At 71.4% G+C, this 2,381-nt stretch carries 3 protein-coding genes; 2 read left to right on the forward strand and 1 reads right to left on the reverse strand.

The genetic code is table 11. The annotated features are described in order from the left end of the window. Window positions 1-98: 98 nt before the first annotated feature. Entirely contained in the window at window positions 99-983 is an 885-nt protein-coding gene (locus tag QH283_RS05190; RefSeq protein ID WP_280501871.1) for a TIGR01777 family oxidoreductase, read from the forward strand. A gap of 61 nt (window positions 984-1,044) precedes the next feature. Here QH283_RS05190 and QH283_RS05195 read toward each other — a convergent pair whose 3' ends face one another. Further along, a complete protein-coding gene (locus QH283_RS05195; protein WP_280501872.1) occupies window positions 1,045-1,536 on the reverse strand; it encodes a hypothetical protein in 492 nt (163 codons plus the stop codon). Window positions 1,537-1,698: 162 nt separating this feature from the next. Here QH283_RS05195 and QH283_RS05200 point away from each other — a divergent pair, with 162 nt between their 5' ends. Next, a complete protein-coding gene (locus QH283_RS05200; protein WP_280501873.1) occupies window positions 1,699-2,277 on the forward strand; it encodes a LysM peptidoglycan-binding domain-containing protein in 579 nt (192 codons plus the stop codon). Window positions 2,278-2,381: the final 104 nt, after the last annotated feature.

The following is a 2,381-nucleotide window of genomic DNA, read 5'->3' on the forward strand; positions in this document are numbered from 1 at the left end:
CCCCCCCCCCCCCCCCCGCGTTCCGGCCCCGAGGTGTTGCCGTCCCGCTGCTCCGTGCCCGCCGTGCCCGCGCAGGCGCGCTGCGGCAGAATGAGCGAATGCGTATCGTAGTCGCCGGATCATCGGGACATCTCGGCCGTAATCTTGTTTCCACCCTGCGGGGCGAGGGCCACGAGGTCGTGACGCTGGTGCGTCGCCCCGCCGAGGGCGCCGACGAGATCACCTGGGACCCGGCGGGTTCGGACTTCGACAGCACCGTGCTCACCGGCGTGGACGCGGTGATCAACCTGTGCGGCGCGCCGGTCGCGGCGCAGCGATGGACGCCGGAGTATCGGCAGGAGCTGCGCGACAGCCGCATCCTGCCCACCCGGGTGCTGGCGCGGGCGGTGGCCGAGCGGGGAGTCCCGGTGCTGCTCAACGCCTCCGCGGCGGGCTGGTACGGCGACTCCGGCGACGCCGAGGTGGACGAGCACACGCCCAACGCCGACGACTTCCTCGGCACCATGTGCCGGGACTGGGAGGCCGCCGCGGCCCCGGCCGCGGAAGCGGGCGCGCGCGTGGTGTTGCTGCGCACCTCCAATGTGCTCGCCGCGGATTCGATGATGGAGCAAGGGCTGCGCCCGCTGTTCAAGCTGGGGCTCGGCGGCAAGTTCGGCACCGGCCGCCAGTACGTTCCGTGGATCACGTTGGCGGACTGGCTGTCCGCGGTGCGGTGGTTGCTGGTCGAACAGGTCTCGGGCCCGGTCAATCTCGTCGCCCCCGAAGCCGTCACCAACGCGGTGTTCACCAAGGCGTTCGCCCGTGCGCTGCGCAGGCCCGCCCTGATCACCGTGCCGGGCACGCTGTTGAAGCTGATCGGCGGTGAAGCGGGCGCGGAGCTGCTGCACGGACATCGGATGGTGCCCAAGGCCCTGGTCGGCAGCGGCTTCGAATTCGCCCATCCCACACTGGAATCAGGCCTGGCGTACACCTTTCCGCGTTGAGCGTCCGTGTCCGAGCGCGCAGCGGCCGCGTCATCTGGCCGCGGGCGCCCCGCGCGGGCGGTCAGCCCGCGTCGAGCACGGTCCGATCGGCCAGCGGCCGTTCCAGCGGGAGCTCCAGGTGGGTGAACATCGCGACCATCACGCACATCTTCCCCACGGCGTCGGCGCGAGTGCCGGTACGCAGTTCAACCGTGACGGTCGTATCGGTCTCGGTGACGGTGGCGTCGACGCCGTAGCACTCCGGGGAACCCATCTCGAAGTTGACGGCGATCCGGTCCTCGGCGATCGGCGACCACGAGCGGAACGATATCGGTCGCGGGCTCACGATGGCCGGGTCAGCGGTCACCGGGCTACCGGTGGGCTGCTCCACCCGGCTCGGTGTGGCCGGCGCGGAGGCCGTCGCCGGCGTGGTGACCGTGGCGGTCGTCGTATCCGGTTGTGCGGCATCGTCACCGGAGCCGCAGGCGGTGACGACGAGTCCGATCAGCAGAGCGGTCAGGGGCGTGACGGTACGGCAGCTCGGCATCCGGTGCATGTCGAACAGCCTAGCCACGGGGTGGGATATTCCACACAGTGAACTTTCGGCGAACCGCGAGCCGAATACTGCCATCCGGGGCCGATGTGGCGGTAGATTCGTCGGCGATGCGTGCCGGGCAGTTTTCGGCGGGCATCGTTGTCGGGTGCTGTGCACAAGGAACATGTGGAGAGGAAGAACGTGGGCGACACGCTGCGCGTAGGCGAAGAACTGGGGCTCGGGCAGTCCCTGACCGGTGGTGCATACACCCTGACTCTGCAGCAGGACGGCAACCTCGTGCTGTCCGAGCCGGGCGGCAAGGTCGTGTGGGCCACCCAGACCCACGGCCAGGGCGTGAATCGGGCCGTCCTGCAGAGCGACGGCAACTTCGTGCTCTACAAGGGCGAGGGCGGCGCCGCCTGGTCCACCGAGACCAACGGCAAGAACGTCGACCGTCTGGTCGTGCAGCCCGACCGCAACGTCGTGCTCTACGGCGGCAGCGAGGCCGCGTGGGCTTCGGGCACCCACACCGACAACCCGCTGCCCGCGCCCGCCCCGGAGCCGGAGCCGGTCGCCGCGCAGGCCCAGCACGCCGCGCCTGCCGACGTTCCCCCGCCGCCGCCCGCGCCGCGCACCTACACCGTCGAGCCCGGTGACACCCTGTGGGCGATCGCCGAGCGCTTCTACGGCGACGGCAACCGCTACCAGGAGATCGCGAACGCCAGCGGCGTGGCGAACCCGGACCTGATCCACCCGGGCCAGGTGCTGACCATTCCGTAAGGGATGGCTCACCGCGCCACGGGCGCGGACGAACAGACGACGGGGGGGGGCGCCCCCGGCGCCCCCCCGCGGGGCCCCGCGGGGGGGGGGGGGGGGGCGCGACG

It is taken from the genome of Nocardia farcinica (assembly GCF_029867845.1).
GTDB classification, from domain to species: domain Bacteria; phylum Actinomycetota; class Actinomycetes; order Mycobacteriales; family Mycobacteriaceae; genus Nocardia; species Nocardia farcinica_A.

What these genes read in the sequence shown, in the direction of transcription:
- QH283_RS05190 (WP_280501871.1), top strand. Translation starts at nt 99, where the DNA reads ATGCGTATCGTAGTCGCCGGATCATCGGGACATCTCGGCCGTAATCTT.